Raw genomic sequence first — 26,564 nt, forward strand, 5'->3', positions numbered from 1 at the left:
CTTTATATTTCCCACGCAGCCTGCACATCGCCAGCCCAGTGCAGGCAGCCGTGGTTATCGACAACCGACCCTGTATAGCTGGCATACAGGCTGGAAGCCGCTCTTTCCACTCGGAAATCGGCGAAAATATAGGATACTTTCATGAGCGAAAGCTTTGCTGATCTGTTTGAAGAATCCCTCCAAGACATTGCCATGACTCCGGGCACCCTGGTAATGGGTGAAGTTGTCGACATCGACAGCGACTGGGTTACCGTCAATGCTGGCCTGAAATCTGAAGCGGTTATCCCGCGTTCTCAGTTCCTGAACGACAACAACGAACTGGAAATCCAGATTGGTGATTCTGTCAAGGTCGCACTGGAAGCGGTAGAAGACGGTTTCGGTGAAACCCGTCTGTCCCGTGAAAAAGCCAAGCGCGCTGAAGCCTGGGAAGTTCTGCAGGCGAAATTCGACGCTGAAGAAGTTGTCAAGGGCTACATCTCTGGCAAGGTCAAGGGCGGTTTCACCGTCAGCATCAACAACATTCAGGGCTTCCTGCCGGGTTCCCTGGTTGATGTACGTCCGGTACGTGACGTTGACCACCTGGAAGGCAAAGAGCTTGACTTCAAACTGATCAAGCTGGATCCGAAGCGCAACAACATCGTTGTGTCTCGTCGTGCCGTCCTGCAGGAAGCTAACAGCGCTCAGCGTGAAGAGCTGCTGGCTACTCTGGAAGAAGGTCAGGTTGTTAAAGGCTACGTCAAGAACCTCACCAACTACGGTGCGTTCATCGATCTGGGTGGCGTTGACGGCCTGCTGCACATCACTGACATGGCGTGGAAGCGCATCTCTCACCCGAGCGAAATGCTGAACCCGGGCGACGAGATCTCCGTCAAGATCATCAAGTTCGACAAAGAAACCAACCGCATCTCCCTCGGCCTGAAACAGCTGAGCGAAGATCCGTGGGATGACATCAAAGATCGTTACCCGGCCGGCTCCAAGTGCGCTGCTCGCGTCACTAACCTGACCGACTACGGCTGCTTCGCGTCCATCGAAGATGGCGTTGAAGGTCTGGTACACGTTTCTGAAATGTCCTGGACCAACAAGAACATCCACCCGTCCAAGATTGTAAACATCGGCGACGAAGTGGAAGTGATGATCCTGGACGTCGACGAAGAGCGTCGTCGTATCTCCCTGGGTATCAAGCAGTGCACTGCCAACCCGTGGGTATCCTTCTCCGAGCAGAACGCTGCCGGCGACAAAGTCAGCGGTACTATCAAGACCATCACTGACTTCGGTATCTTCGTAGGTCTGGACAACGATCTGGACGGCCTGGTTCACATGTCCGACATCTCTTGGGACGCTGATCCGGAAACCGCTCTGCGTCAGTTCAAGAAAGGCGACGAAGTTGAAGCCGTTATCCTGTCTATCGACGCCGAGAAAGAGCGCATCTCTCTGGGCATCAAGCAGCTGGAAAGCGATCCGTTCGCTGAATACCTGGCCGCTAACGACAAGGGCAGCATCGTAACCGGTACCGTTAAGAGCGTTGAGCCGAAAGCCGCCATCATTGAGCTGGCTGAAGGTATCGAAGCGACTCTGAAGGTTTCCGAGATCGCTGCTGAGCGCATCGAAGACGCTACCACCGCTCTGAAAGTGGGCGAGTCCGTTGAAGCCAAGATCACTGGTGTTGACCGTCGCAACCGCGTCATCAACCTGTCTATCCGCGCGAAAGACCAGGCTGACGAAAAAGCGGCTCTGAACGCGGTTCGCAACCAGGAAGTCGAAGTTCCGGGTCCGACCACTATCGGCGATCTGATCAAGCAGCAGATGGCCAACCAGAACAACTGATTTTCCTCTTCAGTTGCTTTACCAAGGGGTGCCTGATGGCACCCCTTTTTTATGCGCCTGCACCTTAACTCCTTCCCAGCCCGACATCCTGAATAGCCAATGACACACCGGCTTCCCCCTGGGCCTCGTTGCTTGCGCCGACCTCTCGAACAATTTCCCAGCATCCCCAGAAAGGGCACAAAAAAAAGCCGCCCACTTACATGGACGGCCAATCCGTCATATTAAACACTGTGCAACCTTGTCACTCGATTTCGATAAGCACCTCCCCGGGGGTTACCCTGTCACCCTTGCCGACATACACACCCGTCACGCGACCCGCAATTGATGCCTGAACCTCGGTTTCCATCTTCATTGCCTCAGTGATCAGAACTGGCTGACCAGCCTTGACCTGATCCCCTTCAGCGACCAGTACTTCAACAATGTTCCCCGGCATACTGGTCGTGACATGTCCCGGCGCACTGGCCTGACGGCGACCGCTTGCCCCTGCGCCCACATAGGCATTCAAAGGCTCAAACAGCACCTCTTCCGGCATACCGTCCAGCGTCAGATAGATATGGCGCTTTCCAGTTTCATGACCACCCACGCCGGTGATCGCTACCTGATAGGTTTCACCGTGAACATCGATCTTGAACTCGGTTGCCACGCCTTCATCCACTGCACGACCACCTTTTTCAACAGGCAGCAGCAGCTCCGGCGTCAGCGTGCCGGCTTCGCGCTCTTCGAGGAACTGACGCCCCACATCCTGGAACATGGCGAAAGTCAGTACGTCCTCATCACTCTTGGCAAGATCGCCGATCTCCTGACGCAGCCGCTGCATCTCCGGTTGCAACAGATCAGCCGGTCGGCCTTCGATCAACGCCTCATGGCCAATTGCCTGAGTCCGCAAAGCCGCATTCACATCCGCGGGTGGATGCCCGTAACCACCCTGAAGATAACGTTTGACCTCATTGGTGATCGACTTGTAACGCTCGCCGGTCAGTACATTCAGTACGGCCTGAGTACCCACAATCTGAGATGTCGGTGTTACCAGCGGCGGATAGCCCAGATCCTTGCGCACGCGTGGAATTTCGGCAAACACCTCGCGGATGCGTCCAAGCGCATTTTGCTCCTTGAGCTGATTGGCCAGATTGGACATCATGCCGCCAGGTACCTGATTGATCTGAACCGATACATCTTCGCGGGTAAACTCGGATTCAAATTGATGGTATTTCTTCCGTACTTCACGGAAGTAATCGGCAATCTCGTTGAGCAACTCCAGATCCAGCCCCGTATCCCATTCGGTCCCCCGCAGTGCCGCCACCTGAGACTCGGTTGCTGGATGACTGGTACCCCAGGCAAAGGCTGAAATCGCGGTATCGATGTGCTCAGCCCCCGCCTCAATCGCTTTCAGCTGACACTGCGCCGCCAGACCGGCAGTCGCGTGGCTGTGAATGAACACCGGCAGGATCACCGCTTCCTTGATCGCCTTCACCAGATCATAGGTGGCGTAAGGGGTCAGCAAGCCCGCCATATCCTTGATTGCGATGGAGTCAGCCCCCATCTGATGCAAGGCCCTTGCCTGCTCCACGAACAAATCGATCGTATGCACCGGACTGGTGGTATAACTAATGGTACCTTGAGCGTGCTTGCCCGCCTTCTTCACCGCCTTGATGGCGGTTTCCAGGTTGCGCAGGTCATTGAGAGCATCGAACACGCGGAATACGTCAATTCCGTTTTCGGCCGCCTTGGCAACAAAAGCCTCCACAACATCGTCGGCATAATGCCGGTAACCCAGCAGGTTCTGGCCACGCAGCAACATCTGCAAACGAGTGTTGGGCAAGGCCTTACGCAGCGCGCGCAGACGCTCCCAGGGATCCTCTTTCAGGAAACGAACACAGGCATCAAAGGTCGCGCCACCCCAGCACTCCAGCGACCAGAAGCCGACCCGATCTAGCTTGTCACAGATCGGCAGCATATCCTCGGTGCGCATGCGGGTCGCGATCAGCGACTGGTGGGCATCTCGCAGTACGACATCGGTCACGTTAATCTTGCTCATCTCATTTCTCCTCGTTGCCGCCGATTAAAGGCCTGCATAAGCTGCTATCGCGGTCGCAATCGCCAGTGCGACTTCACTCGGGTCTCGCTTGTCCGAATAGTTCAGCAGCTCGGGATGGTTGGGTACGAAGCTGGTATTGAACTCGCCACTGCGGAAGTCAGGATTCTGCAGAATTTCCTGGTAGTAACGCGCTGTCGTCTTCACACCCTGGAGCCGCATATCCGAAAGGGCACGCGCACCACGATCCAGCGCGTCCTCCCAGTTGAGCGCCCACACCACGAGCTTCAGACACATGGAGTCGAAGTAAGGGGGAATGGTGTAACCGGTGTAAATCGCAGTATCGGTACGAACACCGGGTCCACCCGGGGCATAGTAGCGAGTGATACGCCCAAAGCTGGGCAGGAAGTTGTTCTTCGGGTCCTCTGCATTGATGCGGAACTGAAGCGCGTAACCTCGATAGCTGATATCGTCCTGCCGGTAACTCAGCGGCAACCCAGAAGCGATGCGAATCTGCTCACGCACGATATCAACGCCGGTGATCTGCTCGGTAATGGTATGCTCCACCTGAACGCGGGTATTCATCTCCATGAAGTAGACTTCATTACCCGTCACCAGAAACTCAACGGTACCGGCATTCTCATAACCGACAGCCTTGGCGGCACGAACAGCAAGCTCACCAACATGATTGCGCTGCTCTGGTGTCAACTGCGGACTGGGCGCAATTTCGATCAGCTTCTGGTTACGACGCTGGATGGAACAGTCACGTTCATACAGATGAATCGCTGTGCCCTGACTGTCGGCCAGGACCTGGACTTCAATATGCTTGGGATCGACGATGCACTTCTCAAGAAACACTTCTGCAGAACCGAATGCCTTGGTCGCCTCCGAGATAACGCGCGGGTACTGTGCCTTGAGCTCATCAGCTGAATCACAGCGACGAATACCTCTTCCACCGCCACCGGAAGTGGCCTTGAGCATCACCGGATAACCGATCTCACCGGCCACTCTTAGCGCTTCATCCAGATTCACCAGGTTGCCATCGGAACCGGGTGTCACCGGCACACCGGCGGCAATCATGCTGGCACGCGCGGCAGTCTTGTCACCCATTTTGGCGATAACATCAGCCTTGGGGCCGATGAAGGTAACCCCTCGTTCAGCGCAGATGCGAGCAAAGTCACTGTTTTCGGACAGGAAACCATACCCCGGGTGAATGGCATCGCAGCCGGTTTCAACCGCCAGATTCACCAATCGACGGGCATCCAGATAACCCGCAAGGGGATCGTCCCCGAGGCAGTGTGCTTCATCGGCACGCTTCACATGCAAGGCATGCCGATCCGGTTCGGTATAGACAGCCACGGAGCGAATATTCATTTCGGCACAGGCCCGCACGATACGGACCGCAATCTCGCCGCGGTTGGCTATCAGAATTTTCTTGAGCATGGATCTTCTCCCTGCTGAGTGCATCGATCAGTCGTTGCAAACTAGTACAGACAGAGAAGAAGAAAAAATTGATATTTTTTCTATCAGCCATAAGCTATTACTTATAGCTTAGACATCTTTCTAAACTTCAGATACTTAGAGCCAATCGAGATGCCCTACTCACTTGCCCGATTACTGACACGCCTCTCTTTTCGTCAGCTCCAGGTATTCCATGCCGTGTGCCAGCACCTGAGTTATAGCCGCGCGGCTGACGAGCTTGGCCTGACCCAACCTGCCGTCAGCTCTCAGGTTAGACAGCTGGAGCATGCCCTTGGCCAACCGCTTTTCGAGTATGTGGGCAAGCAACTGTATATCACCGCGGCAGGCCAACAACTTGAACAGGCGGTCATTTCAATATTCTCGGACTTGAAGCGGCTGCAAATGGAGTTGGCCGAGATTGAGGGACAGGTCAGGGGCGAGCTCAGGCTCGCTGCGGTCAGTACGGCCCAGTATGTCGTTCCTTACCTGCTGCAGGGTTTTCTCGAACAGTTCCCGCAAGTGGATGTTCGACTGGAAATCGTTAACCGTGCCAGAGCGACTCAGCGCCTCACGGAGAACCGTGATGACCTCGTGATCATGGGGATGCCACCGGAGTCGAATGCACTGCGCAGCACCCCCTTTCTTACCAACGTGATGATACCGGTAGTCAGGGTCGACAACCCGCTACTGAATAGCCGATCGCTCGATGCGCAAACGTTTCTGGACGCCAAGCTGCTGATCCGTGAGCCCGGCTCTGGTACACGAAAGGCTCTGGAACAGTGGTGTCAGCAAAACAGACTCTCTCTCAACCCGCATATGGAGCTGGGCTCTAATGCAGCCATCAAGCATGGAGTGCTGGCAGGGCTGGGAGTCGCAGTGCTTCCCAGGCTCAGCGTTCGGGCCGAGCTGAAACTGGGAGAGCTTGCCTGTCTGGACCTGGAAGGCTTTCCACTGCGGCGCTCATGGTGCACGGTGCACCCGGCTGCCAAGCACCCTACACCTGTCATGCAGGCATTTCTGGATTATATTCAGAGGGCAATGGGAGGACTGGAACAGCAAGTCTATGGCGAGACTCTTTGACAGAGTCTCACCGGTTTACCCGAGGCGGGTCAGTAATCTTCATCCAGCACATAGTCGATCAACTGGTCTTCGCTGATCTCGTTATCCTTGACTTCATAGACACTGAGAACGGAGGCGTTTGCTTCGACCACTGACTTGCGATCCCCGGTCAGCAGCGGATGCCATTCCGGCAGGTCCTGACCTTCGTGAATAAGACGATAGCTGCAGGTTGGCGGCAGCCAGTCGAAGTTTTCGACATCTTCCGGCTGCAGGCGAATGCAGGTCGGCACCAGCTCACAGCGACGCGCGTATTCGGTGCACTGGCAGTTCTCCATATCCAGGAGGTGACAAACCACCGTCGTGTAGAACACTTCTTCAGTGTCTTCGTCTTCCACCTTGTGAAGGCAACAGAGAGCGCAGCCATCACAGAGCGATTCCCACTCGGCACGCGTCATCTCCCGCAGCGTTTTGCGCCGCCAGAACACCTCCTGAGCCATGCTTAACGTACTCCGGTTTCAGGACGGTCCCTGAACAGGTCCAGCATGTACTCTTCCTTGGGCGGCGGCATTTGCAGGTAATAGCCTTTACTCTCGATATCCTCGATCAGCTTTTGAGTATCCTCGACACGGGCCAGTTTACGATCCGCTTTTAGCGGCATATCCATCACATGAATCGGATTGCCGAACAGCTCCATCAACTGCTCAGGCACACGTTGCAGCTGCTCTCGCTTGTCCACGTAGAGGTACATCTCGTCCTTGCGGGAGCTCTTGAAAATACTGATGATCTTCATCATTCAACTCTTATCAAACTGTTCAATTCGCGCCAGCAGCGCATCTCCCACCAGCGACTTGCGCCAGCCGGAAAGGCTCGGCGGCAAACAATAGTGGCCAAATTCATCACGGGTACGGATCAGTGCATCCAGATCACGCTTGCGCAACAGCACTTCCGGCATCAAGTCGTGCTGCTCAGCCGTCTGCCGCCCAATGGCACGCAACTGCTTGAGCCGCTTGTTCCACACATAATGGAGCGGACGGTCAATCTCAGCCGGAGGCGTTTCCCGCGCAGAGACTTCCGCTTGCGCAATCACTTGCAGAATTTCGCCACCGAACTCTCGCACTACACGACCTCTCTGGATGATCTTGTCCAGCTGGTTTTCGGTAGTCGGCAATTTCTCGGCGATCTCCAACAGCGCCTGGTTTCGCAACAGACGATTGCGCGACAAATCACGCGCTCGACAGGTCCGTTCTCGCCAGGCAGCCAGATCTCTCAGGGCAGCACGATGAAGCTCATCAAAGTGCCATGCCTGACTGAATCGTTGAAAATAGGCAAAAGGATCCTGCTCATCCTGGGCAGCAACCGCTTCGGTCAGTGCCGTACACTCCTCTTCTGCCCAGCTCAATCGCCCCTGTTCTTCAAGTTGCTCTCGCTGAAGCAACGCCAACGCCGGCAGGTAGGCCACATCCAGCGCCGCATAATGCTCCTGTTCAGGTGTCAACGGACGCTGCAGCCAGTCGGAAGTTGTTTCCCCCTTGCCGAGTTCAACTTCCAGTATTTCCGACACCATACGCTGCAAGCCCATGCTGAAGCCCCAGCCCACGAAAGCGGCGCCAATCTGGGTGTCATACAAGGGACTGGGCATCACGCCGTAACTGTGGCGAAACAGTTCCAGATCCTCACTCCCGGCATGGACCACTTTGAGCACATCAGCGCAGGCCAGCACACGGGACAACGGCGACATATCCGAAATTTTGAGCGGATCAATCAGGTAACAGCCCTGCTCGTCAGCCACCTGAATCAGACCCGGTATCGGATAGAAGGTCTCAGTGCGCATGAATTCAGTATCCAGCGCAAGCAATGGCTGCTCCAACCATCGCCGGGCATGTTCCGCCAGAGTGGCGTCATCGCAGATCCGCACCGGTGTCGCGGCCTGTTGCTCAAGGTGACGCCAGTCATATCGTTGGCTCAGATCAGTCATCGGCACTCCGTTTCAATGAACGACGCCCAGCAAACGCATGTGCAAGAGTACCGCCATCGACAAATTCCAGCTCACCGCCAACAGGCACACCGTGAGCGATACGGGTAATACTCACCGGGCTCGCTTGCAACTGCTCGGCGATATAATGCGCCGTTGCCTCGCCTTCAACCGTCGGATTGGTGGCCAGAATCAGCTCACTGACCTCTCCACGATCGACCTTTTCGAAGAGCAGCTCCAGCCCAAGCTCGTCCGGCCCAATGCCATCGATGGGTGAGAGATGCCCCTTAAGCACAAAGTAGACGCCATTAAATCCGCCGGTTTGTTCTACGGCCATCAGATCAACCGGTGACTCCAACACACAGACCACGCTGGCGTCACGGGTACCATCCTCACAAATGACACACACTTCATGCTCGGAGAGGTTGCGACAGACCCGACACTCACCGATCCGCTCTACTGCCTGCTCAAGCGCAGACGCCAGCGTTAGTGCGCCTGTTCTATCTCGCTCAAGCAGATGCAACGCCATGCGCTGAGCCGACTTCGGCCCCACGCCCGGCAGCGCGCGAAGCGCGCTGATCAGTTCTTGTAATAGAGGACTCAGGTTCATTATCAGAACGGCATCTTAAAGCCCGGCGGCATACCCATACCGCTGGTGACCTTGGCCATGCGCTCCTGAGTGTTGTGCTCGACCTTGCGTACAGCATCATTAACCGCTGCCGCGATCAGGTCTTCCAGGATTTCCTTGTCTTCTTCCATCAGGCTCTCATCGATCTGAACAGCCTTGACATCATGACGGCCATTCATCGTGATCTTGATCAGGCCTGCACCGGACTCACCGGTGACTTCAGCGCGCTGAATCTCTTCCTGCGCTTTCTGCATCTCTTCCTGCATTTTCTGGGCCTGTTTCATCAGGTTCCCCATGCCACCTTTCATCATGGTGTCTTTCCTCTTTTCAAAACGGTCAAATCAATCAATCGGCCGCACCGAGTCATAATCGATGCTGGCACCAAAATGTTCCATTAGCGAATGGACGGTCGCGTCGGTTTCAATCGCGACAACCGCCTCGGCCAGCCTCTCGGCACGCTTGCGCTCGGCTCGCTGTGCCGGGGTTTCAAGGGTTTGGGCCGCCTGGACAAACTCCACCACACACTCAGCCCCGCGCACCTGCCGGATCGCTTCAATGATCCGCTCACGACGCTCGCCACTGAGCAGCGCTTCCTGCTCCGGGGTGTAATGAAAGCACAGCCGTTGTGCCTCTTCGACCTCCAGCGACAGATTTCGTGCAAGGCTTTCGGCCATTCCGGTCAAACCGAGGCTGGCAAAAAGTTCAGCCCAGGATTCGTTCTCTGGCGCAACAGGCGCTGGCATCTCGGGTCGGGATACCTCTGCCTCCCCATTATCATGGGCAGCCACCAAAACCGGTCGATCTGCAAATGTCCTGCTTTGTTGGGGAGGTTTCGCGACCGGCTGCACCGAGTTCATGTCAGCCGGACGGGGCTTTTTTGACTCTGTTTCCCCCATGGCTGCCAGATCCGGAGGCAAGTCTTCCCACGGAGGGACTTCTTCCGGCTGAACAGGTGCTGGCGGTGGCTCCGGCATGGAAACTCGGGGGGCATCAAGTGCCTGGACCTGAGGTTCAGGCTCAGTCGGCTCCGGCACGACAGAGGCCGGGGCAACCGCTGTCGTTGCAGTGACTGCATGAGCCTGCTGCTCAGACGCAACCGGCGCTTGAGCCGCAAGCGGCTTGGCGCCCGCCGCAGAGTGCCCCGCCGGACGAAAGGCGAGCATACGCAACAGCGTCATCTCCAGCCCTTCACGAGGTTCAGGCACCAGTGGCAGGTCCTTACGTCCCATCAGCGCTACCTGGTAGTAGAGCTGGACTTCTTCTGCTCGCATCTGCTGCGCCAGCGCCAGCACCTGATCACGGTCACCCAGACTGTTGTCAACGGCTGCCGGCACGACCTGAGCCAGTGCGATTCGATGCAGCAGGCTGACAATATCCCCCAGCACGCTCTGATAATCCGGCGAGAACTCAGACAGCGACTGCACGGCTTCCAGCACTGCCTGCGGCTGTTGAGAGGCCACCTGTTCGACAATCCGGTATACCAGATGATGATCAATGGTGCCCAGCATGGCACGAACGTCAGCTTCGTTAACGGCACCCGCACCAAAGGCGATCGCCTGGTCAGTCAAGCTGAGCGCATCACGCATGGAACCGTCGGCAGAGCGTGCAAGCAACCAGAGCGCTGCCGTTTCAAACGGAATGGACTCTGCCTGAAGCACATGATCAAGATGCTGCTGGATGCGTTCGGCCGTCAGGTTTTTCAAATTGAACTGCAGACAGCGTGACAGCACCGTCATCGGCAACTTCTGCGGATCCGTTGTTGCCAACAGGAATTTCACATGGGGTGGCGGCTCTTCGAGGGTCTTCAACAGCGCGTTGAACGAGCTGTTGGAGAGCATATGAACCTCGTCGATGAGGTATACCTTGAACCGTCCGTGCGTCGGCGCATACTGAACGTTTTCAAGCAGTTCTCGGGTATCTTCAACCTTGGTGCGTGAAGCCGCATCGACTTCAATCAGATCGACGAAACGCCCTTCCGCGATTTCAACGCAGGCACTGCACTGACCACAGGGCTCGGATGATACGCCCTGCTCACAATTCAAGGACTTGGCAAACAAGCGAGCAATAGAGGTCTTGCCCACCCCTCGGGTACCGGTAAATAAATAGGCATGATGTAGACGGTCGTCATCCAACGCGTTAACCAGTGCCTTGAGGACGTGCTCCTGCCCGACCATCTCCGCAAAGCGTTTGGGCCGCCATTTTCGTGCCAGTACCTGATAGCTCATGCTGCCTCGTTGCCGAATCTGAACCAGTTCATGGGCGCGAATATTAACATGCTTTGTACGCTGACGCCGCACCAGCTGACAGCAACCTTGCGCCCCCTGTCAGCGGATTCATTGCTTTATCCCATAATTCGATTAAAACTAGAACGCAGGCGCATTTTCAAGGCAAGCAGTGTTGATGAAAACCAACAAAGTCAAAAAGATCGATCGTATTGACCGTAATATATTGACCATTCTTCAGCAGGAAGGTCGCATCTCCTATACCGAGCTGGCCGACCGGGTCGGACTGTCCACTACCCCCTGCATGGAGCGCGTCAAGCGCCTGGAGCGTGACGGCATCATCACCGGCTACCGCGCCACCGTCGATCCTGAAATGTTGAATTACAATTTGCTCGTCTTCGTGGAGATTGCACTGTCTTACCAGTCACCGGATGCGTTCGAGCGATTCAGCCGTGCGGTCCGTACGTTGCCCTATATTCTGGAATGTCACCTGGTGTCCGGGGATGCCGATTATCTCCTGAAAGCTCGCCTTCACGACATGTCACAGTACCGAGAACTGCTCGGGGACATGCTGCTGACCCTACCCGGCGTGAAAAACTCGAAATCCTATATCGTCATGGAAGAAGTTAAAGAAGAAAGCGTACTACCAGTTGATATAACCAGATAAATCAACCAAATTTCACACTCATTACAGAGATATCCACTTTGACCTCAGGGTCATGCTCGTTAGTATAGGCAAGGTCTGGCTAGCCCATAATAAAAACACGAGGATAAAGCTAATGACGACCCATCCGCTCTGGCCTCTCTCAATGCCCAGCTTTAGTGCATATTCTGCTCGTTGCCGCCATACGGAACCCATACGGGATTCCTGAAGGCCCTGCCACACCCACGGTAAAAGACACATTGAGATTTCAATCGGTTCTTTTATCTGTTTTTTTTGTTTGAATAGACTTTAATCCTGTTTTTCACTAACGATTCAGGAAAAAATAACAACAAACCGTTCGCTGGCATATTTTCTGCTGCATACTGGTCGACAACCCTGTCAACCATACGACGCGAATATGCTCCCTTTCGATGCACGCACCCGGCGCTGCCTCGAACTTCGCGTTCGGTAAACAAGAACACCTGATGGAGGTACACACTGATGGAAGCCCTTGAATCCGCGATTGGCGCGATCAACGGAATTGTCTGGGGTCCGATGATGCTGGTTTTGATACTCGGCGTCGGGCTGTTCCTGTCGATCGGTCTCAAACTGATGCCGATACTCAAGATCGGCACAGGCTTCAGACTGCTTTGGAGCGGTCGCACCGCCGAATCCGGCGATGAGAAGGAAGGTGAAATTCCGCCATTTCAAGCCTTGATGACCGCCATGTCGGCGACTGTAGGTACCGGCAATATCGCAGGCGTGGCCACCGCCATTTTCCTGGGCGGCCCCGGCGCCCTGTTCTGGATGTGGATTACGGCCTTGATCGGCATGGCCACCAAATATTCGGAGGCTGTACTGGCGGTTCGTTACCGTGAAACCGACGAGAAAGGCCAGCATGTCGGTGGCCCCATGTATTACATCAAGAACGGCCTTGGCAAAAACTGGGCCTGGATGGGGGTACTCTTTGCCATTTTTGGCGCCATCGCCGGCTTCGGCATCGGTAACACCGTGCAGTCCAACTCGGTTGCCGATGTATTGCATGCCAACTTCGAAATTCCCACATGGGTCAGCGGCGTGGTCATGGCGGTACTCGTCGGCGCTGTGCTGATCGGCGGCATCAAGCGCATTGGTCACGTCGCAGGCGCTCTGGTTCCCTTCATGGCGATCTCCTACCTGGTCGCCGGCCTGGTCGTACTGGGCATCAATGCACACCTGCTGCCTCAGGCGCTTGACCTGATCTTCACTCACGCCTTCTCACCGATTGCTGCCCAGGGCGGCTTTGCCGGCGCAGCCGTATGGGCTGCCATTCGCTTCGGTGTAGCACGCGGCGTTTTCTCCAATGAAGCGGGCCTTGGTTCAGCGCCGATCGCCCACGCAGCCGCTCAGACCCACGACCCTGTTCGTCAGGGCCTGGTTGCCATGCTGGGTACCTTCCTGGATACACTGGTCATCTGCACCATCACCGGTCTGGTCATCGTCAGCTCAGGCGCCTGGACCGGCGGTGAGTCCGGTGCAGCCCTGACCAGTCAGGCGTTCTCGACCGCACTGCCGTCCGTCGGTAACTACCTTGTCGCCATCGCCCTGGCCATCTTCGCCTTTACCACCATCATCGGCTGGTCCTTCTACGGTGAGCGTTGCGTGGAGTTCCTGTTCGGCATCAAGGCCGTGACGCCCTATCGTGTCCTCTGGATCATCGCAATCCCGCTGGGCGCGACACTGAGCCTGGATTTTGTCTGGCTGGTCGCCGACACCCTGAACGCCATGATGGCGATTCCCAACCTGATTGCACTGGCGCTGCTGAGCCCGGTCGTGTTCAAACTGACCAGAGAATACTTCAACAAACATTAAGCATAACGCCACAAACAAACGCCCCGGCAAGTGACTCTCCCGGGGCGTTTTTCTTTCTGTAAAAGGCTTTTCTGGTGTCTGTGTTAATGTATGGATAGATGTTCGTTAGCACGACTCAAGGACGCGTGATGGAAAAGCTGGTCGATAATCTCTATACAAAACTGGCCAATGAAGAAGATGCCCGCGCCTGTAAGGATATAAGCCCTGAGGCCTGCCGTGAGGTTCCGGGTAATTTTGCCCGTATCCTGTTCAGTCAGTTCCTGACCAAGCTGGGCGATGCCTTTGCCAACCCAAAAGTCGTTCTGCCGGCACTACTGCAGCAGGCAGGCGCCCCATTGTACCTGATCGGCTTTCTGGTCCCGATCCGTGAGTCAGGCTCGCTGATCCCTCAGCTTCTGATCGCCAACCATGTCCGCCGTCTGGCAATTCGCAAACATGTCTGGGTACTGGGCTCCGTCGTGCAAGCAGTTTGCATGCTCGCTATCGCTTTGAGCCTGTTCTGGCTCCAAGGTGCTGCAGCCGGCTGGACGGTGATTGTGTTACTGATCGCTTTCAGCCTGGCAAGAGGCCTGTGTTCGGTAGCGTCCAAGGACGTGATCGGCAAAACCATCCCCAAACCCAAACGCGGCCGACTCAGCGGCCTGGCCTCCAGCCTTGCCGGAGCCATTACGCTGATGACTGGACTCATGCTTTACCTTCGAGGCCAAAGCAGTCAGACCGATACCGACGCACTCTTCTATGCTGCCTTCATTGCACTGGGTGGCACCTTTTGGCTGATGGCATCTGCTCTTTTCGCACGTGTTGAAGAGAGCCCCGGCGAAACCGATGGGGGCATCAACGGTTTACTGCATGCCTTCAGCAAGTTGAAGCTGTTGAAGGAAGACCGTCCCTTTCGCCACTTTGTACTGACCCGCTCACTGCTGCTGTGTACGGCACTCTCCGCCCCCTACTATGTGATCCTGTCAGGTGACTACCAGTCGGTCACTCTGACACTGGGCATTTTTGTGATCACCAGCGGACTGGCCGGCCTGATATCCGGCCCCTTCTGGGGACTGTTTGCCGACCGTTCCAGCCGACAGGTCATGATCGTTTCAGCGCTGATCGCAGCCACCTTGGGACTGACAATCAACCTGATCGCCGCCCGGACTCCCGAGCTTCTATCAAGCCTGTGGCTGCTTCCGGCCTTTTATTTTCTGCTCACAATCTCACACGAAGGCGTGCGCATCGGCCGAAAAACCTATCTGGTCAACATGGCAACGGGCAACAGGCGCACAGACTATGTATCAGTCAGTAATACCTTTATTGGCGTCGTATTACTGCTGATCGGGCTGGGCTGTGCCCTGAGTGGACTGACAGCACCGGCTCTGATTCTCGTACTCTCACTACTGGGGATGCTGGGTGCGGTATCGGCCTACTTTTTGTCTGAGGTCGAAGACTGAGTGTGAAGACACCTGTTCAACATTGAGGTCGGATGGACCTGACCCAAAGCCCCCTTTGCAGGCTGGTAGCGAGACAAGCCCCTTTGGACCACAATATCGAGAGGAAAGCATGCCAGGAAAGGCAAAGCGCTCCCGTCCCGTTGAACAAGGGCCAAAAGGACAACAATGATCCCTGATAACAAAAAATCAATCTGGGGGTGGGCATTCTATGACTGGGCCAACAGTGCATTTTCCACTGTCGTGATGGCCGGTTTTTTTCCACTGTTTTTCAAGGAGTTCTACGCAGCGGGAGCCGCCGCCACTGATAGCACCCTCTACCTGGGCGTCATAAACTCCATCGCCAGCATCATCGTTGTCCTGCTCTCACCGGTTCTGGGTGCCATCGCCGATCAATTGGGGCGGCGCAAGGGGCTGCTGCTCATCTTTGCCAGTTTCGGCTCAATCTCGACAGCCGGACTTTACTGGGTCGAACAGGGCTTCTGGCTACAAGCCGCTTGCCTGTATATAGCCGCTGTCATCGGTTTTTCAGGCGGTAATCTTTTTTATGATGCCCTGTTGACCGTTGTCTCACCCGAAAAGGATCTGGACAGGGTATCGGCTCTGGGGTTTGCACTGGGTTATCTTGGCGGCGGCTTGTTATTCAGCCTGAACGTCTGGATGACCCTGCACCCCGAATCCTTTGGGCTGAGCGACAGCACTTCTGCCATCAGGCTGGCGTTTATATTGACCGCACTATGGTGGATCATTTTCACCCTGCCACTGGTGCTGTATGTACGGGAACCCACGCCGCGAAGCATCCACTTTTCTCGTGTGGTGAAATCAAGTTTTAATCAGCTGCGACAGACCCTGAAAAAGATATCTCTCCTGCCACAGACCTTTCAGTTTCTGCTGGCCTACTGGCTCTACATCGACGGTGTGGATTCCATCGTCAGAATGGCTCTGGACTACGGCTTATCCATAGGACTGGACACAAAAGACCTGATTTTGGCACTCCTGATTACTCAATTCATCGGCTTCCCGGCGGCCATTCAGTTCGGTCGTATAGGGAACAGACTGGGCGCCAGACTCGGCATCCTGATCGCGCTTGTCACCTATATTTTGGTGACCATTTTCAGTGCCTTTATGGATTCAGCCTGGCAATTCTACGTACTGGCAATCGTAATCGGCCTCGTCCAGGGCGGAGTACAGGCATTAAGCCGCTCCCTGTACGCACGCCTGGTTCCCCCCGGGTACACAGCCGAGTTTTTCGGTTTTTACAACATGATGGGGAAATTTGCGGCCGTATTGGGCCCAGCACTGATTGGTGCGGTTGCAATACTGTCGGAAAGCAATCGAGTCGGCATCCTGTCACTGCTGGTTCTGTTTATTGCCGGCGGCTACATTCTGCTGAGAGTCGACATTCTGAAAGGCCAGGCACAAGCCAAAGCGTACCGAATAACTGATAGCAGCAAGGGATAAAAAGATGGATTAGAGGGTGAGTAAATTGGAGGCAGCCCCGCCAGCCACATCCCGGCACACGAGTCGCTCGCTGTGGCTGCTCCCTTCCGGGCCTGACCAGGTTCACGAGTTATCGTTGCGAGAGGACCAACAGGGCCACCATAAAGTGGCATTGCGCCCTGTCTCAACAAGACAGGCGCGCAGTATAAGCATAGCCTTGGTGAAATGCAAACAGGATCAAGGCATTGCGACCCTGAGCGCAAGTCCGATCAAAACCACTCCGGTCAATTGCTCCACCCGTTTGAGATGACGACGAAGCCATATCAGCAGTCGCGGCTGAGAGAACAGTATGGCCACCAGGCTATACCAGGCACCATCCACCAGCGTGGCGGTCAAGACCAGAATCATCTGATCACTCAGCGTCTGACCGGCCGTGACAAACTGGGAAAACAGCGCAGTAAAGAACACGGCCAGCTTTGGGTTAAGCAGGGATATCAACGCACCCGAGCGAGCCGCCTGCCAAAGCGTCTCCTTCGTGCGCGCATCGGCCTCAAGCTCAGGCGCTGCCGCAAAGCGCAGGGCATTGATGCCCAGCCAAATGAGATAGGCAGCCCCCAGCCAGGTGATCACCTGATAGAGCAGATGGTACTCATTCACCAGGACACCGAGCCCCCAAACTGTCATTGCAGCCCAAAGCCCTACGCCCAAGGCATGAGCACAGCCTGCAAGAATGCCATGCCCCCTGCCGTTACTGACCGTCTGCCTCAAGACCACCGCCAAGCTGGGCCCCGGCGACATGGCTCCGAGTACACATATCAGTAACAGCGACATCCACAACATAAATGACACAGGCAACTCCTTTCAGCTCAATATCGGCCCACTGCTCACCCGCAGGCATTGTGCTATAGTCCTGCTCCGAAATACCGAGCACCAGATTCGAGGAACCACGATGGCAGGCTCACTGCAGGACCAGCTTCTAAAGGCAGGTCTGGCCAACAAAAAACAGGCCAAACAAGCCAAAGAGCATAAACGTAAAACGACAAAACAGAAACGTTCCGGTCAGGCGGTCGATGAACAGCAGCAGCAACAGATCGCCCTGGAAGCGGCCCGCAAGGAAAAAGCCGAACGCGACCGCGAACTGAATCAGAAGCGACAGCAGGAGCAAGCCCAAAAGGCAGCTCAGGCAGAAGTACGTCAGCTGGTTGAGGCTCACCGTATTGAACTGCCTAAAGATGCTGAGCTGCGTTACAACTTTGCGCATGGCAGCAAGATCCATCATCTCTATCTTGATCAGAAGCTGATCGATCGCCTCGCGCGCGGGCAGGTACGCATCGCTTTTCTTGATGGCAGCTACCATCTTGTGCCCACAGAGATTGTAGAGCGTGTCGAGCAGCGTCAGGCCGATGTGATCCTTCCACGCCCGAAAGATGATACTCCTGCCGAGGACGATCCCTACGCCGACTACGTCATTCCAGACGACCTCATGTGGTAAAACACTCGGACCTGATCCTGATCAGGTCCGAGACTGTCCTCACTACCCGACACCTGCTAGTCTCTGCCCCTACTCTCGGTTACAAGGATAGCGCATGAGTACTCTCTGCATCAGCGAACTCAATATACTGCTTGTGGAACCCTCTGCACTGCAGCGCAAGATCATGATTCAACAGCTTCGCGATGAGCAGGTTACCGCCATCGACACCGCTGACTCGATTCATGAAGCGCTGGACAGAATGCTGAAAGTTACTCCGGACCTTGTCATCAGTGCTCTTCATTTCGACGATGGAAGTGCAGTTGAGTTACTGGGCGCCATGCGCCGCCTGCCACAGCTGGCAGAGATCCCGTTCATGCTGGTTTCGAGCGAAACACGCAAGAAGCAGCTCGAGGTTTTCAAGCAGTCTGGGGTCATTGCCATCCTGCCGAAACCCTTCAACCGCCAACACCTTGGCTCAGCACTCAATGCTACCCTGGACATCCTTGATCAGGACCATCTGGAACTCGAGCATTATGATGTCGAGAGCCTGAGAATCCTGATTGTAGATGACAGCCGGATGGCACGAAACCTGATAAGACGTGTCATCGAGAACCTGGGCATCCGCCACGTACTGGAAGCAGAAGACGGAAAAGATGCCATGCAGGTACTGGCAAAGGAAACGGTTGACCTGGTCATCACCGATTATAATATGCCCGAGGTCAACGGCTTGGAGCTCACCGAGTTTATCCGCCATTCGGAGCTGCACGCCCACCTGCCGGTCCTGATGGTCACATCGGAAGCCAACGAAGCCCACCTGAGCCAGGTTGCTCATGCCGGTGTTAACGCACTGACGGATAAACCTTTCGAACCGGAATCGGTAAAACGCATCCTGATCCAGCTGCTGGATCAGTCATAGAAACGAGGCACGCGAGGGGTCAGACACGTCAGCAGCGTGTACGGAATGGTGTCGCACCAGCGAGCAACGTCGGACACAGGCAGCTGACCTCCCCAGAGTTCCACCCGGGAGCCAACACCCGCCTGGGGCAAGTCGGTCAAGTCCACGGTCAACATATCCATGGACACACGGCCGACCAAAGCGGTCCTCTGCCCTTCAACCACCACGGGCGTCCCCGTACGGGCGTGACGTGGATAACCGTCTCCATACCCCATGGCAACGGTGCCGATACGGCTGGGTTTATCGCAGCGATAGGTCGCCCCATAGCCGACGGTTTCTCCAGCAGGCACTTCACGGACAGCAATGATCTCTGAACTTAACGTCATTGCCGGTTGCAGCTGGTCCGCCACAGCGTTCGACTGTTCGAAAGGTGTCGCACCATAAAGCATGACTCCCGGGCGCAGCCACTGCCGATAAGCTTCTGGCCAGGCCATAACCGCGGCAGAGTTGGACAAACTTGCTGCCAGACCCAGTTCATCTATCAACTTGCTGAAACGTGCCAACTGGACTTCGGTCATGCCATGCTCCGGCTCATCGGAACAGGCAAAATGAGTCATTAGCAACACATCGGATACCGAAGAGCAGTCACGCAATCGCGCCACCATTGCCGGCACGACCTCCGGCTCAAAGCCCAGTCGATGCATCCCGGTATCTACTTTCAGCCAGACAGGAATCGCCTGAGGCAAAGAAGCCTGTTCCAGCCACTCGAGCTGATGCTCCGAATGCAGCGCCGGCCAAAAGCCCTCACGGGCAATCACCGGCAGCTCATCGGCATCGAAGAAACCCTCAAGCAATACAACCGGCTGGGTAATTCCCGCCGCGCGCAGCTCGAGTGCTTCCTCGATACAGGCCACACCAAAGGCATCGACTTCAGCCGCAAGTCTCCGCGCAACGGGGACAGCACCATGTCCATAGGCGTTGGCCTTGACGACAGCAACAGCCCGAGCACCGGGTGCCTGCGCTTTTGCCAGACGGTAGTTATGAACAATCGCATCCAGATGGATGTCAGCACGGACCTTGCGACTCATAGCGTTGCACTAACCTCTGTACTCAGTCCTTGAGGACCATGATGGCGTCAATTTCAATATCCGCGGCCTTGGGCAACTCCTTGACTGCGAAGGCCGCACGTGCCGGATAGGGCTCATCAAAGTAGCGTGCCATCACTTCGTTGACCTGCGGGAAGAACCCCATGTCAGACAGCAGGATGGTCAACTTGACGCACTCACCCAAAGAACCGCCTGCTTCTTCGGCAATTGCCTTGAGGTTTTCGAAAACACGCACCGCCTGAGCTTCAAAGGACACGGTTACCATCTCCATGGTGGCAGGGTCCAGCGGAATCTGGCCAGAGATGTATACAGTGTTGCCAGCCTTGACCGCCTGGGAGTAGGTACCGATAGCCGCTGGAGCCTTGTCGGTTTTGATGATGCTTCGATTGGACATTCTGTTATTCCTGATCTCAAATTTATGTTGGGTGACACACTATGGTGCAGTGCCACCACCTTGCCAAGAAAACGCTATATTGCTCAGCGATTATAACGGCTTATCGCCAGACCTTCGGTATCAATCGCAGGTGTCTTGCCACAGATGATGTCGCTGATGTAGCGCGCTGAGCCCATCGACATGGTCCAGCCCAATGTGCCGTGACCGGTATTCAAGTACAGGCCCTTATAGGACGTAGCGCCCAGGATCGGCGTACCATCCGGTGTCATGGGGCGCAAACCGGTCCACAGTTCAACTGCAGAGGGGTCACCGCTGCCGGGAAACAGGTCATTGACCACAAATTCCACATTGGCACGACGACTCTCCGGTGTCGACAGATCAAAGCCGGTCAGCTCGGCAGTGCCACCAACACGTATACGATCGCCCAGACGGCTTACCGCAACCTTGTAGGTCTCGTCCATGACCGTGGACTCAGGTGCACGACTGGCATCTGTAATCGGTATCGTCAGAGAGAATCCTTTAACCGGATAGATCGGGGCCTTGATACCGAGAGGCGACAGCAGTTCAGGACTGTAGCTGCCAAGGGCAACGAGGTAGGCGTCACCGCGAATCAGCCCCGTATCGGTCTCGACACCAACAATCCTGTCCTGCTCAACGTTCAGCTTGCGAATTTCGGTATTGAAACGGAATTCCACCCCCAGGTTGCGACAGCGCTCAGCCAGGCTCTGGGTAAACATGAAGCAGTCACCGGTTTCATCCCCCGGCAGGCGCAAACCACCCACCAGCTTATCGCGCACATGCTGAAGCGCCGGTTCATGCTGAATGATTTCCTCAACACTGAGCGATTCATAGCGAACACCGCAGGACTCAAGGATACGGATATCATCGGCCGATGCTTCCAACTGTTTTTCAGAACGAAACAGCTGAATCAGCCCTTTGGCACGATTGTCATATTCAATCCCGGTTTCCTTACGCAGCTCAATCAGGCAGTCACGGCTGTATTCGGCGATTCGCAGCATGCGTGACTTATTGCGCGCATAGGCTTTTTGAGTGCAGTTACCCAGCATCTTGCTCAACCAGCCCAGCATGACCGGATCCAGTCTCGGTGCCACTCGCAAAGGAGCCAAATCCTGCATCATCCACTTGATCGCTTTCAATGGCACTCCTGGCGCAGCCCAGGGCGCAGAATACCCCGGAGATATCTGACCGGCATTCGCAAAACTAGTTTCCATCGCAGGCTCAGGCTGGCGATCAACCACCACCACTTCATGCCCCTCTTGCGCCAGGTACCAGGCGGAGGTTACCCCGATCACACCACTTCCAAGAATGACAATACGCATAACAGCACCTTGCATGACATATCCAAAAGATAACGCTATTCTTATGCAAAAAATGCAAAATTAATTACTGTATTTTTATATTTATTTAGTAATTATTTCTGTTTATTTTCAGAAAACACCAGAAGCTCCGCGCACGATTGCCGCAAGCATTAAATAGTCTTTAGACGGAAAACCGCGCCAATCGCAAAACGAATTCAGACGTCATAACAGCGCCATGACTGAGCGAGAAGGCATTCAGGAACAGAGAACAGAGAACAGAGAACAGAGAACAGAGAACAGAGAACAGAGAACAGAGAACAGAGAACAGAGAACAGAGAACAGAGAACAGAGAACAGAGAAAGCGTGGAGGGAGTGGCCCTATTAAGCTACATCAGATGGCCCCCACCTTACTGACATAGCCGTTCAGGCCATAGAAACGGAATCAATCAGTTCCGCTTTTTCCGAATATAGGGAACCGGAAATCGAAAATCAAGAAAAAACTTCCCTTCCTACCAGAATCTCTTCGATCCTCTCACGGATGCGCTGGAAAGGAATTGGTTTGGGCAAGACCTCAATGCCGGAGCTGAACCCATCAAGCCTGCGCTGCACCTGGTCCCGATTCAGGGCAGTCACAACGATCAGATGCATCTGGTCCAACATACCCTGCTGCTCCAGTGCTTTAACAATATTGAAACCATCGATATTGGGGAGATTGATATCCAGCACCAACAGCTCCGGATCGAACTGCCCCAGTTCCAGCAACCCCTGGTAACCGTCCGTTGCCTGCTTCAGTTCAATGGGCAATCCCCAGTTGCGAAACGTCATGGCATAGAGGCGCTGCAAACTGGCCTCATCTTCAATCACCTGCACCCGTACACGGGTATCGTCCACTCCAGCCTGCTGACCAACACCCTCAGAGGACTGAGTCAGCCCCAGCACGGAATCGGAGCTGCGCATGCGCTCCCCGGATGAGACGTTATCGCGATTCTTGAGTTCTCCCGGACGCAAGGAGCCACTTCGAATATCAGCAGCCAAGGCTTCAATGGCACTCTGACTGAAACGACGATGCCCACCAGGTGTTTTCCAGCTTTGCAAAATGCCCGAGTCAGCCCATAACTGCACGGTACGAGGCGTCACCCCCAACAGCTCAGCGGCCTTGCGACTGGTACAAAGATCTTGATTCGACACCTGCGACACTCTCCTTGGCTCCAGCCACTTATGTTAATCCTTCGCTCAACTTTTGCAAAAGACAAATCCACCAGTAAATAAGAAAAATCCAGTGAAATCAACGGGGCAGAATAATATTAATTATGTTATAAAATAACAAAAGGAGTCTACATACATCATGAATACCGCTGCCCACACCCTGCCTGACATTGCCCATCAAACCCAATCCGATCAAGCACATACACTGGACTGGGTCGGCATGAGCGGCATCGACCTGCCGTTACAGTTCCAGACTGACACACTGCACTCAGTGACTGCAAAGGTCGATATTCATGTGGATTTGTGTGAACCCCATCACCGTGGCATTCACATGTCTCGTCTCTATCTTGCACTTCAGGACACGCTCTCCAGCGCCCTGCTCAACCGTTTGAGCCTTGAAAAGGTTCTCACCCAGGCACTGACCAGCCACAAGGACACGAGCCGAACCGCCGCTGTCAGGATCCAATTTGACCTTCCCATACAGCGACGCGCCCTTAAGAGCAGCTTCACTGGCTGGAAGTCTTACCCCGTCATTATTGATGCCCGACTTCGTTCACAGCAGCTGACTGTTGAGCTGGCAGTCGACATTCCTTACTCCTCGACCTGCCCCTGTTCTTCGGCACTTTCACGCCAGTTGCTGCAACAGGCCTTCAGGCAGGATTTCTCATCACTGGCAGAGCTCTCTGTTGAACAGATAAGTCAATGGCTTGAACAGCATGGCAGTCTGGCCACTCCTCACAGCCAGCGCAGCACTGCAAGGATCAGGGTCAGACTGCAACCTCAGAACTGGCTTGAGCTTCCTCTGAAAAGTCTGATCGACAGTGCCGAAACCGCTTTACAGACCGCGGTGCAAACTGCTGTAAAGCGCGAGGATGAACAGGCATTTGCCGCTCTGAACGGAAGCAACCAGATGTTCTGCGAGGATGCGGCCAGACGCCTCAAGCAGTCACTGCTGGCCGATGAGTATTGGTACGACTTCTGGGTTCGGGTTGAGCACCATGAAAGCCTTCACGCTCATGATGCGGTTGCCATTTGCACCAAAGGACTGCCAGACGGGTTTACACCGCTTTTGTTGCGCTGATATGCGCATGGCGCCAGTCCTGTATAATGACGCTGGATTCATCGGGGAAAGACAGATGCAGCGTTTGGATATTCTTCTGGTCGAACTGGGTTTGGCCGATACACGTACACGCGCCCAGCGACTGATCAAGGATGGCCGCGTTCAGGCCAGGCTCGGTCAGTGGCAAACGCTCAACAAACCTGGCTTCAAGCTGGCTGAAGACACCCCATTAAAAGTGGAATCTCGCGAAGAAGATCACTTTGTTTCTCGTGGCGCCCTCAAACTCCAGCACATCATCAAGGCCCTGTCCTTGAACGCTGAAGGGCTGACCGCCATTGATGTCGGCCAGTCCACCGGCGGCTTCACCGACTGTCTGCTGCAATCCGGCGCTTCACGAGTCGTCGGCATAGAGGTGGGCCATGACCAGCTACACCCCTCTCTGCGAAGCAATGAGCGCGTTATCTGCCTGGAGGGCTACAACGCTCGCGAGCTCGGTGCCGATTTGCGAGACTACACACCTGATTCTCAAGGCTTTGACCTGGCAGTAATGGATGTATCTTTTATCTCCCAGCGCCTTATTCTGCCCTCACTGGCTCCACTGATCCGCTCTGGCGGCTGGCTGCTGACGCTGGTCAAGCCCCAGTTTGAGGTCGGCCCGCAACATATCGGCAAAGGAGGCATTGTTCGCGATGAAGCGCTGTATCAGCAGGTTCGAACAGCGATAGAAGCCTGCTGCCTGGAACAGGGGCTACAACCACTCTACTGGGACGAAAGCCCGATCAAGGGAGGTGACGGCAACCGAGAATTTCTCCTGGGGGCACGCCAACCCTGATACTCTCGCAGTAATCTTCTTGCGCCAAACTCTTTGCTCCAGCACACTGAAAAGCGGAATCTCTTGAAGAGGATTGAGAATGCGCATCGAAGATATGCATCTGGTCACCCGCAACCTCGAGCATAATGATTACCCAAGGCTCCAGGCATTGATGGATCAGGTTTACGAGGACATCGGTGGCGCCTGGCCAGAACACACAGTCAGCAAGCTGATTGACGATTTCCCCGAAGGTCAGATCTGCGTCTTCGACGGCGAAGAGCTGGCCGGTATCGCCTTGACCGTCCAGGTTCGCTATGACCGTTTCAGCAACCCCCACTCTTACGACGACCTGATCGGCAAACGCATGACCATCCTTAATGACCCCGAGGGCGATGCCCTCTACGGCCTGGATGTGCTCATTCACCCGGACTACCGTGGCTTCCGCTTGGGACGCCGCCTGTACGAAGCCCGCAAGGAGCTGTGTCGACAGTACAACCTCAGAGCCATACTGGCCGGTGGACGCATTCCCAACTACTACAAGCACGCCAAGGAGCTGACCGCCAGTGAATATATCGGCAAGGTCCGCCAGCGTGAAATCTACGACCCCATTCTGACTTTCCAGTTATCCAATAACTTTCAGGTTAAGCGCCTGCTGGGCAGCTACCTCCCTGAAGACGCTAAATCCAAGGGCTACGCCACCCTGCTGGAATGGAACAACATTCTGTTCGAGCCTGAGGAAACGGTGATCAGCAGCCGCCCGAGCCGAGTCAGAATAGGCGCCATTCAATGGCAAATGCGCGAAGTAGAATCAGTTGAAGAGCTTCTGAAGCAAGTGGAGTACTTCGTTGACACCCTGTCTGAATACCAGAGCGACTTCGCCCTCTTCCCCGAGTTTTTCAACGCGCCACTGATGGGGCTCACCGACCAGACCAACCAGACCAGTGCTATTCGTTTCCTCGCCGGCTTTACCGAGCGCTTCCGCAATGAAATGTCCCACTTTGCGGTCAGCTACAACATCAACATCGTCACCGGTTCCATGCCGCTGCTCGAAGGCGATAACCTCTTCAACGTCAGCTATCTGTGCCGCCGCGATGGCACGGTTGAAGAGCAGCGAAAACTCCACATCACTCCGCATGAACGGCGCGACTGGGTGATCAAGGGAGGCAACCAGCTTAGAGTGTTCGAAACCGATGCTGGCCGAGTCGGCATCCTGATCTGCTACGACGTTGAATTTCCAGAACTTGCACGCCTGCTGTCGGATCAGGACATGGACATTCTGTTTGTACCGTTCTGGACAGACACCAAGAACGGCTACCTCCGAGTGCGTCACTGCGCGCAGGCACGCGCTATCGAAAATGAATGCTACACGGTCATTTGCGGCAGCGTCGGCAACCTGCCTTCGGTCGAGAGCCTGGATGTACAGTATGCTCAGTCCGCGGTCTTTTCGCCTTCGGACTTCGCCTTTCCGCACGACGCCGTAATGTCGGAAACCACACCCAACACCGAGATGATCATGTTCTCGGACCTGGATCTGGACCAAATCCGCGTGATCCGGAACGAAGGCTCTGTCACCAACCTCAAGGACCGACGCAAAGACCTGTATCGGCTCAAATGGCGTCACGAGCTATGAAACAAACTTTATCGGGACATTCCCGGGCTGTGCCCCCACCAGGAATACTCTAGAGCGGTCAGCAAAAAACCCGCCGGGCCATAGGCCGGGCGGGTAAAAAGCAG

25 protein-coding genes and 1 other RNA gene are annotated in these 26,564 nt (G+C 55.2%); 11 read left to right on the forward strand and 15 right to left on the reverse strand.

Translation table 11 applies throughout. The features are described from left to right. Positions 1 to 2: 2 nt before the first annotated feature. Complete coding sequence (locus LN244_RS10640; protein ID WP_239039766.1) at positions 3 to 143, reverse strand: hypothetical protein; 141 nt, start codon at positions 141 to 143, stop codon at positions 3 to 5. Here LN244_RS10640 and rpsA point away from each other — a divergent pair. Then, on the forward strand, positions 142 to 1,824 hold the full coding sequence (gene rpsA / locus LN244_RS10645; RefSeq protein ID WP_239039767.1) for a 30S ribosomal protein S1: 1,683 nt from the start codon (positions 142 to 144) through the stop codon (positions 1,822 to 1,824). The genes LN244_RS10640 and rpsA overlap by 2 nt on opposite strands. A gap of 241 nt (positions 1,825 to 2,065) precedes the next feature. On the opposite strand, the gene oadA is transcribed toward rpsA, so the two are convergent. Together oadA and LN244_RS10655 are read right to left on the reverse strand one after the other, a co-directional pair. Further along, entirely contained in the window at positions 2,066 to 3,859 is a 1,794-nt protein-coding gene (oadA, locus tag LN244_RS10650) for a sodium-extruding oxaloacetate decarboxylase subunit alpha (RefSeq protein WP_239039768.1), read from the reverse strand. A 24-nt stretch (positions 3,860 to 3,883) separates the two neighbouring features. Next, the gene (locus tag LN244_RS10655) at positions 3,884 to 5,299 is read right to left on the reverse strand and encodes an acetyl-CoA carboxylase biotin carboxylase subunit (RefSeq protein WP_239039769.1); all 1,416 of its coding nucleotides are present in this window, start codon (positions 5,297 to 5,299) and stop codon (positions 3,884 to 3,886) included. 150 nt (positions 5,300 to 5,449) lie between these two features. On the opposite strand from LN244_RS10655, the gene LN244_RS10660 reads away from it, so the two are divergent. Beyond that, complete coding sequence (locus LN244_RS10660; RefSeq protein ID WP_239039770.1) at positions 5,450 to 6,397, forward strand: LysR family transcriptional regulator; 948 nt, start codon at positions 5,450 to 5,452, stop codon at positions 6,395 to 6,397. Between the two features lie 29 nt (positions 6,398 to 6,426). Here the strand turns inward: LN244_RS10660 and LN244_RS10665 are convergent, their stop codons facing one another. The 6 genes from LN244_RS10665 to dnaX are packed head-to-tail and all read right to left on the reverse strand — an operon-like array spanning position 6,427 to position 11,201. Next, positions 6,427 to 6,873 (reverse strand): YcgN family cysteine cluster protein, encoded by a 447-nt coding sequence (locus tag LN244_RS10665; RefSeq protein ID WP_239039771.1) that lies wholly within the window; start codon positions 6,871 to 6,873, stop codon positions 6,427 to 6,429. A gap of 2 nt (positions 6,874 to 6,875) precedes the next feature. Further along, entirely contained in the window at positions 6,876 to 7,166 is a 291-nt protein-coding gene (locus tag LN244_RS10670; RefSeq protein ID WP_239042407.1) for a YcgL domain-containing protein, read from the reverse strand. 3 nt (positions 7,167 to 7,169) lie between these two features. Further along, entirely contained in the window at positions 7,170 to 8,351 is a 1,182-nt protein-coding gene (gene rnd / locus LN244_RS10675) for a ribonuclease D (RefSeq protein WP_239039772.1), read from the reverse strand. Further along, complete coding sequence (gene recR, locus LN244_RS10680) at positions 8,344 to 8,958, reverse strand: recombination mediator RecR (RefSeq protein ID WP_239039773.1); 615 nt, start codon at positions 8,956 to 8,958, stop codon at positions 8,344 to 8,346. The genes rnd and recR overlap by 8 nt, the downstream gene beginning before the upstream one ends. A 2-nt stretch (positions 8,959 to 8,960) precedes the next feature. Then, a complete protein-coding gene (locus LN244_RS10685; RefSeq protein WP_239039774.1) occupies positions 8,961 to 9,287 on the reverse strand; it encodes a YbaB/EbfC family nucleoid-associated protein in 327 nt (108 codons plus the stop codon). 30 nt (positions 9,288 to 9,317) lie between these two features. Continuing rightward, positions 9,318 to 11,201: a DNA polymerase III subunit gamma/tau gene (gene dnaX / locus LN244_RS10690; protein ID WP_239039775.1), complete on the reverse strand. Its 1,884-nt coding sequence runs from the start codon at positions 11,199 to 11,201 to the stop codon at positions 9,318 to 9,320. Positions 11,202 to 11,376: 175 nt separating this feature from the next. On the opposite strand from dnaX, the gene LN244_RS10695 reads away from it, so the two are divergent. From LN244_RS10695 to LN244_RS10710, 4 genes are all read left to right on the forward strand, one after another. Then, the gene (locus LN244_RS10695) at positions 11,377 to 11,865 is read left to right on the forward strand and encodes an Lrp/AsnC ligand binding domain-containing protein (RefSeq protein WP_239039776.1); all 489 of its coding nucleotides are present in this window, start codon (positions 11,377 to 11,379) and stop codon (positions 11,863 to 11,865) included. A gap of 477 nt (positions 11,866 to 12,342) precedes the next feature. Next, positions 12,343 to 13,692 (forward strand): alanine/glycine:cation symporter family protein, encoded by a 1,350-nt coding sequence (locus tag LN244_RS10700; RefSeq protein ID WP_239039777.1) that lies wholly within the window; start codon positions 12,343 to 12,345, stop codon positions 13,690 to 13,692. A 128-nt stretch (positions 13,693 to 13,820) separates the two neighbouring features. Further along, positions 13,821 to 15,131, forward strand: a complete 1,311-nt coding sequence (locus tag LN244_RS10705; protein WP_239039778.1) for an MFS transporter — start codon at positions 13,821 to 13,823, stop codon at positions 15,129 to 15,131. A 165-nt stretch (positions 15,132 to 15,296) separates the two neighbouring features. Further along, positions 15,297 to 16,589 carry an MFS transporter gene (locus LN244_RS10710; protein ID WP_239039779.1) on the forward strand — a complete coding sequence of 431 codons (1,293 nt, stop codon included), beginning with the start codon at positions 15,297 to 15,299 and terminating at the stop codon, positions 16,587 to 16,589. A gap of 35 nt (positions 16,590 to 16,624) precedes the next feature. Here LN244_RS10710 and ffs read toward each other — a convergent pair. Together ffs and LN244_RS10720 are read right to left on the reverse strand one after the other, a co-directional pair. Further along, an RNA gene (gene ffs / locus LN244_RS10715) (signal recognition particle sRNA small type) lies at positions 16,625 to 16,721 on the reverse strand. Between the two features lie 84 nt (positions 16,722 to 16,805). Further along, positions 16,806 to 17,408, reverse strand: coding sequence for a LysE family translocator (locus tag LN244_RS10720; protein ID WP_338037893.1), 603 nt, complete (start codon positions 17,406 to 17,408; stop codon positions 16,806 to 16,808). Between the two features lie 109 nt (positions 17,409 to 17,517). Between LN244_RS10720 and LN244_RS10725 the strand changes: the two genes are divergently transcribed. Next, positions 17,518 to 18,060: a DUF2058 domain-containing protein gene (locus tag LN244_RS10725; protein WP_239039781.1), complete on the forward strand. Its 543-nt coding sequence runs from the start codon at positions 17,518 to 17,520 to the stop codon at positions 18,058 to 18,060. A 94-nt stretch (positions 18,061 to 18,154) separates the two neighbouring features. After that, positions 18,155 to 18,955 (forward strand): response regulator, encoded by an 801-nt coding sequence (locus tag LN244_RS10730; RefSeq protein WP_239039782.1) that lies wholly within the window; start codon positions 18,155 to 18,157, stop codon positions 18,953 to 18,955. On the opposite strand, the gene alr is transcribed toward LN244_RS10730, so the two are convergent. The 4 genes from alr to LN244_RS10750 form a co-directional block, all read right to left on the reverse strand. Next, complete coding sequence (gene alr, locus LN244_RS10735) at positions 18,946 to 20,022, reverse strand: alanine racemase (protein WP_239039783.1); 1,077 nt, start codon at positions 20,020 to 20,022, stop codon at positions 18,946 to 18,948. The two genes, LN244_RS10730 and alr, sit on opposite strands and share 10 nt — an antisense overlap. A gap of 22 nt (positions 20,023 to 20,044) precedes the next feature. Continuing rightward, positions 20,045 to 20,434: a RidA family protein gene (locus tag LN244_RS10740; RefSeq protein WP_239039784.1), complete on the reverse strand. Its 390-nt coding sequence runs from the start codon at positions 20,432 to 20,434 to the stop codon at positions 20,045 to 20,047. Positions 20,435 to 20,517: 83 nt separating this feature from the next. Continuing rightward, positions 20,518 to 21,774, reverse strand: a complete 1,257-nt coding sequence (locus tag LN244_RS10745) for a D-amino acid dehydrogenase (protein WP_239039785.1) — start codon at positions 21,772 to 21,774, stop codon at positions 20,518 to 20,520. A 468-nt stretch (positions 21,775 to 22,242) separates the two neighbouring features. After that, a complete protein-coding gene (locus LN244_RS10750; RefSeq protein WP_239039786.1) occupies positions 22,243 to 22,941 on the reverse strand; it encodes a response regulator in 699 nt (232 codons plus the stop codon). A gap of 157 nt (positions 22,942 to 23,098) precedes the next feature. Here LN244_RS10750 and folE2 point away from each other — a divergent pair, with 157 nt between their 5' ends. The 3 genes from folE2 to LN244_RS10765 all read left to right on the forward strand — a co-directional run bounded on the left by folE2 (position 23,099) and on the right by LN244_RS10765 (position 26,460). Then, positions 23,099 to 24,040 (forward strand): GTP cyclohydrolase FolE2, encoded by a 942-nt coding sequence (folE2, locus tag LN244_RS10755; RefSeq protein ID WP_239039787.1) that lies wholly within the window; start codon positions 23,099 to 23,101, stop codon positions 24,038 to 24,040. Positions 24,041 to 24,095: 55 nt separating this feature from the next. Beyond that, the gene (locus LN244_RS10760; RefSeq protein ID WP_239039788.1) at positions 24,096 to 24,851 is read left to right on the forward strand and encodes a TlyA family RNA methyltransferase; all 756 of its coding nucleotides are present in this window, start codon (positions 24,096 to 24,098) and stop codon (positions 24,849 to 24,851) included. Positions 24,852 to 24,930: 79 nt separating this feature from the next. Next, complete coding sequence (locus tag LN244_RS10765) at positions 24,931 to 26,460, forward strand: carbon-nitrogen hydrolase family protein (protein ID WP_239039789.1); 1,530 nt, start codon at positions 24,931 to 24,933, stop codon at positions 26,458 to 26,460. Positions 26,461 to 26,564 lie beyond the last annotated feature (104 nt).

This window comes from Marinobacterium sediminicola, assembly GCF_022343685.1.
Classification (GTDB): Bacteria; Pseudomonadota; Gammaproteobacteria; order Pseudomonadales; family Balneatricaceae; genus Marinobacterium; species Marinobacterium sediminicola.

Coding starts and splice junctions, on each gene's coding strand:
- rpsA (WP_239039767.1), top strand. CDS start 142: ATGAGCGAAAGCTTTGCTGATCTGTTTGAAGAATCCCTCCAAGACATT.
- LN244_RS10640 (WP_239039766.1), bottom strand. CDS start 143: ATGAAAGTATCCTATATTTTCGCCGATTTCCGAGTGGAAAGAGCGGCT.
- oadA (WP_239039768.1), bottom strand. CDS start 3,859: ATGAGCAAGATTAACGTGACCGATGTCGTACTGCGAGATGCCCACCAG.
- LN244_RS10655 (WP_239039769.1), bottom strand. CDS start 5,299: ATGCTCAAGAAAATTCTGATAGCCAACCGCGGCGAGATTGCGGTCCGT.
- LN244_RS10660 (WP_239039770.1), top strand. CDS start 5,450: ATGCCCTACTCACTTGCCCGATTACTGACACGCCTCTCTTTTCGTCAG.
- LN244_RS10665 (WP_239039771.1), bottom strand. CDS start 6,873: ATGGCTCAGGAGGTGTTCTGGCGGCGCAAAACGCTGCGGGAGATGACG.
- LN244_RS10670 (WP_239042407.1), bottom strand. CDS start 7,166: ATGAAGATCATCAGTATTTTCAAGAGCTCCCGCAAGGACGAGATGTAC.
- rnd (WP_239039772.1), bottom strand. CDS start 8,351: ATGACTGATCTGAGCCAACGATATGACTGGCGTCACCTTGAGCAACAG.
- recR (WP_239039773.1), bottom strand. CDS start 8,958: ATGAACCTGAGTCCTCTATTACAAGAACTGATCAGCGCGCTTCGCGCG.
- LN244_RS10685 (WP_239039774.1), bottom strand. CDS start 9,287: ATGATGAAAGGTGGCATGGGGAACCTGATGAAACAGGCCCAGAAAATG.
- dnaX (WP_239039775.1), bottom strand. CDS start 11,201: ATGAGCTATCAGGTACTGGCACGAAAATGGCGGCCCAAACGCTTTGCG.
- LN244_RS10695 (WP_239039776.1), top strand. CDS start 11,377: ATGAAAACCAACAAAGTCAAAAAGATCGATCGTATTGACCGTAATATA.
- LN244_RS10700 (WP_239039777.1), top strand. CDS start 12,343: ATGGAAGCCCTTGAATCCGCGATTGGCGCGATCAACGGAATTGTCTGG.
- LN244_RS10705 (WP_239039778.1), top strand. CDS start 13,821: ATGGAAAAGCTGGTCGATAATCTCTATACAAAACTGGCCAATGAAGAA.
- LN244_RS10710 (WP_239039779.1), top strand. CDS start 15,297: ATGATCCCTGATAACAAAAAATCAATCTGGGGGTGGGCATTCTATGAC.
- LN244_RS10720 (WP_338037893.1), bottom strand. CDS start 17,408: ATGTTGTGGATGTCGCTGTTACTGATATGTGTACTCGGAGCCATGTCG.
- LN244_RS10725 (WP_239039781.1), top strand. CDS start 17,518: ATGGCAGGCTCACTGCAGGACCAGCTTCTAAAGGCAGGTCTGGCCAAC.
- LN244_RS10730 (WP_239039782.1), top strand. CDS start 18,155: ATGAGTACTCTCTGCATCAGCGAACTCAATATACTGCTTGTGGAACCC.
- alr (WP_239039783.1), bottom strand. CDS start 20,022: ATGAGTCGCAAGGTCCGTGCTGACATCCATCTGGATGCGATTGTTCAT.
- LN244_RS10740 (WP_239039784.1), bottom strand. CDS start 20,434: ATGTCCAATCGAAGCATCATCAAAACCGACAAGGCTCCAGCGGCTATC.
- LN244_RS10745 (WP_239039785.1), bottom strand. CDS start 21,774: ATGCGTATTGTCATTCTTGGAAGTGGTGTGATCGGGGTAACCTCCGCC.
- folE2 (WP_239039787.1), top strand. CDS start 23,099: ATGAATACCGCTGCCCACACCCTGCCTGACATTGCCCATCAAACCCAA.
- LN244_RS10760 (WP_239039788.1), top strand. CDS start 24,096: ATGCAGCGTTTGGATATTCTTCTGGTCGAACTGGGTTTGGCCGATACA.
- LN244_RS10765 (WP_239039789.1), top strand. CDS start 24,931: ATGCGCATCGAAGATATGCATCTGGTCACCCGCAACCTCGAGCATAAT.